Annotated in this window: 4 protein-coding genes; all 4 read left to right on the top strand. The window is 48.8% G+C overall.

Features of this window, described 5'->3' with window-relative positions:
* Positions 1–1,202: IS66 family transposase (gene tnpC, locus D9T21_RS14435; RefSeq protein WP_123325663.1), on the top strand; the 1,202-nt coding region annotated here is incomplete at its 5' end.
* Complete coding sequence (locus D9T21_RS14430; protein WP_015066045.1) at positions 1,174–1,569, top strand: hypothetical protein; 396 nt, start codon at positions 1,174–1,176, stop codon at positions 1,567–1,569. The genes tnpC and D9T21_RS14430, both read left to right, overlap by 29 nt.
* Before the next feature lie 20 nt (positions 1,570–1,589).
* Positions 1,590–2,018, top strand: coding sequence for a hypothetical protein (locus tag D9T21_RS14425; RefSeq protein ID WP_123325662.1), 429 nt, complete (start codon positions 1,590–1,592; stop codon positions 2,016–2,018).
* Positions 2,019–2,419: 401 nt separating this feature from the next.
* The gene (istA, locus tag D9T21_RS14420) at positions 2,420–3,952 is read left to right on the top strand and encodes an IS21 family transposase (RefSeq protein WP_123325661.1); all 1,533 of its coding nucleotides are present in this window, start codon (positions 2,420–2,422) and stop codon (positions 3,950–3,952) included.
* Positions 3,953–3,978: the final 26 nt, after the last annotated feature.

Raw genomic sequence — 3,978 nt, 5'->3', positions numbered from 1 at the left:
AAGAAACCTGTCGCTTAGCACAACAGCCTGGCAGTTATGTGGTATTGAGATTCCGTCGACAGGTCGTGCGTCATAAAACCACGCAAACCATTAAGGAGACGCCTGCCCCCACCAATGTGCTGGAAGGCTGTTACTGCGATGTATCACTGCTCGCCGGACTGATGGTTGATAAAGCGGTGTATCACTTACCGCTTCACCGCCAACATCAACGGATGCTGGATAGCGGTATTACCCTTAGCCGGGCCACCTTAATCAACTGGATACAAAAAGGCATTGAGCTGCTTCGACCCATCGCCAAAGCCCAGTGGCAACACATTCTGCAAAGTAACATACTGGCCATGGATGAAGTGCCCATTAAAGCAGGTCGCACTAAAGGCGCTGGCCGAAAACCCGGACACATGAAACAAACCTACTTCTGGCCCCTGTACGGTGACAGTGATGAAGTGGCGTTTACCTGGAGTAACAGCCGGGGTATGTTGCATGCCCAAGCACAGTTACAGGACTTTACCGGTACCTTGCTCACCGATGGTTATGCCGCCTACACCAAAACGGTTGAACAATTAAATCAATACGAACAACAGATTGTGCATGCTGCCTGTTGGGTACACATGCGCAGAGGCTTTGAAAAAGCCCTCGACAGTGAGCCGCAAGCCGCACAGCAGGCACTGGATATTATCGCTGCGCTCTACCGACATGAAAAACACATCAGGTATAAACAATTAAACCTGGCCGATATCCATGCCTACCGGCAACAACACAGTGAGCCACTCGTTACTGACTTCTTCCGGTGGGTTTATCAACAACGACAGCGCACTGATTTACTCCCCAAGTCTCCCTTCGCCAAGGCACTCCATTATGCGCATGAACGAGAAAGCCAACTCAAGGTGTTCCTGAGCAATCCTGCTTTACCCATGGATACCAATCATCTTGAGCGGGCACTGCGTGTTATTCCCATGGGGAGAAAAAACTATTTGTTCTGCTGGTCTGAACTTGGCGCTGAACAACTGGGCATACTGCAAAGCCTGATGGTGACTTGCCGCCTGCAAGGCGTTAATCCCTACCATTACCTCGTGGATGTCTTGCAACGCGTAGCACTGCATCCGGCCAAGGATGTACTCGACCTGACGCCGCGGCTCTGGAAACAAAAATACAATCAAAACAGGTTAGTCAGCGATGTCAAAATACTCACTTCCCAACACTAAAATCTCAGCCACAATTATGGAGTTCGGTAAAGGAGTGTTAAATGCACTCCCTGCTGATTACAGCCAGTCAGAAATGGAAGATGCTATGCTGACGATAATAACCGTGTGGAATGCCATCGTACTGGACACTTGGCACAACACAGACAAAAATGAAAAAATGGTGCTTGATGCACTCTCTCAAGCGCCTAAAGAAGGACAACTTCAAGTAAAACGATTGATAAAAAGAAAGAAGACCAAGTTTAGCGATGATATCCGCGCGGTTGGAGATCACTGGATAAGAGAAGAGCAAGGGGACTTTATCTTCGGCTGTGAAGCACGGTTAGATATAGAACGCATCTCCTTAAACGAAGATAGCCTCAAACACTAAACGAATCACAACGGTCTATATTGATCGCTTACGAAGCTGATGGCTACTCAGAAGATCAATTTGCAGGTTTTAGTGTATTTGGCGACTACGCGTTTAATGACCATTTTTCATTGCGTGGCCAATACTATTCAGTGGAACATGATGATTTCTCAGAGCTCGAAGCTTCCGGACTAGAAGCTAATGCATACTTTGGTACCGGACTCGCTAGCAATGGCTTTAAAGCTTTCATCGGTGGCGGCTTCTACTCAGAAGAAATGGAAGCAGATGGCTTTGATGAAAACTTCTCCGGTGCTCAGATTAGCGGCGGTATTGGTTACAACTGGCAGAAAGTGTCACTCGATTTTACGCTGGCAATCCGTACTGCTGGTGATTATGCCGATATGCTTGATGAAGATGAAGACGATGTGGTCGCCGCATCAGGCTCATTAAATATTGCCTACCGCTTTTAATTTCAGGCAAAATTGTTAAGCATAAAAATCCCGCAAATTGCGGGATTTTTTGCGCTTATAAGGCTACCCAACTGTACGGGAAGGATTACCCAAGCCGTATCACGAAAACCACAACCGTGTCGGTTAACAATAAAGTTGTTAACTGTATTTCATATAACCCATTGATAATGAATGCATACACCGGAGCAATCCGGACATCGATTCCGGCATTATCCGGACACCCTTTCCGTTTTAATCCGGACACCGATTCCGGGATAAGCCAGCCAGTTTTCTGCTAACTCCGGAATCACTGTCCGATTAGGCGGAAACCCTGTCCGGAATGCCGGAATCCCTCTCTTTTCTCTTTTAAATCAATTAGTCACAATCCTCGTTATCGATTGAATTATAGCGAGGACGTGAGCATGACAAAAAAGAGGACATCTATGGCAAATATCAAAGAGATTTTGCGCCTTAAATTCGAATGTGGTTTGTCTGTCAGAAAGATCGCCGCCTGTACCAAAGCTGGACGCTCAACCATCTCTGATATCCTGACGCGCTTTGAACAAAGCGCTTTGCGTTGGCCACTTACCGACAACTGCTCCGATACCGAGTTAACGCAGGCCCTGTATCGGGATAAAACGGCAGCTCAAAATAAGATCATGCCTGATTTCGCTCAGTGCTTTATCGAGCTTAAGCGTAAGGGCATGACAAAGCAGCTTCTGTGGGAAGAATATGTCGCCGAGCATCAACACAGAGCCTACCGTTACAGTCAGTTCTGTGAGCATTACCTTCGATGGCATAAGATGCAAAAGCGAAGTATGCGTCAGATCCACACTGCCGGCGATAAGTTGTTTATCGACTACTGTGGCCCGACAATCCCGGTCGTGAACCCTGATACCGGAGAGGTTCGGTATGCGCAGATCTTTGTGGCAACGTTGGGGGCATCCAATTACACCTACGTTGAAGCCTGCCCCAGTCAAAAGCTGGAGCACTGGCTGGAAGCGCACGCAAACGCCTTTGAGCACTTCACAGGCGTGCCAGCGCTTCTGATCCCGGATAACCTTAAAGCCGCGGTCACCAAAACGGATCGTTACGAGCCGAAACTCAACGACAGTTATCGTAAACTCGCGAATCATTACGGTACAGCGGTGATGCCCGCACGGCCTTATAAACCGAAGGATAAAGCCAAAGCAGAAAACGCGGTACTGATTGTTGAACGCTGGATCATGATGCGTCTTCGCCACCGCATATTCCACACTTTCCATGCATTAAATCTGGCGATCCGGGAGCTGATGGATGAGCTGAATCAAAGAGAGATGAAACAACTGGGTGCCAGCCGCAAAGCTTTATTCGACAGCCTGGATAAACCCGCGCTGAAACCTCTCCCGGTCCAGCGCTACCTCTATACAGAAAGCAAACGCGCCAAGGTAGGACCGGACTATCACATCGAATACCGACAGCACTATTACTCAGTCCCTCATCAACTGGTAGGCCAGCATGTTGAACTGGAGGCGAACGCGCGGTTAATCCAGATCTACCACCAGGGAAACCTGGTGTCTCAACATCCGACCAGCAAGAAAGCGCACGGCCTCAGTACACACACGGAGCATATGCCCAGCAACCATCAGTACCAGAAGTGGTCACCGGAGCGCCTGCTGAGCTGGGGTGGCAATGTTGGGGCTGCGACCCGACAGGTTGTCAGTGCTCAGCTCAGCGCCAAAGATCATCCCGCGCAAGCGTACCGCAGTTGCCTTGGCCTGCTTAATCTCACCAAAAAATACGGCGATGTGCGCCTGGAACAAGCCTGCAAAGATGCGCTGATGGTAAATAAGCCCTATCTGCGCTTTATCAGAAACCTGCTTAAAAACCACCGGGAAGGCCAGTTATCTTGTGAGTCTCATACCACCCCGGATATCCAGCACAGCAATGTGCGTGGCCCAAATAGTTACCACTAGGAGAACGACATGAATCAGCTTAATGA

The organism is Marisediminitalea oceani (assembly GCF_003731635.1).
Classification (GTDB): Bacteria; Pseudomonadota; Gammaproteobacteria; order Enterobacterales; family Alteromonadaceae; genus Alteromonas; species Alteromonas oceani.
This window is presented reverse-complemented; position numbering and strand designations above follow the sequence as displayed.

Bases quoted from the DNA above. Each gene is read 5' to 3' on its own strand.
- istA (WP_123325661.1), top strand. From the start codon at position 2,420: ATGACAAAAAAGAGGACATCTATGGCAAATATCAAAGAGATTTTGCGC.
- D9T21_RS14430 (WP_015066045.1), top strand. From the start codon at position 1,174: ATGTCAAAATACTCACTTCCCAACACTAAAATCTCAGCCACAATTATG.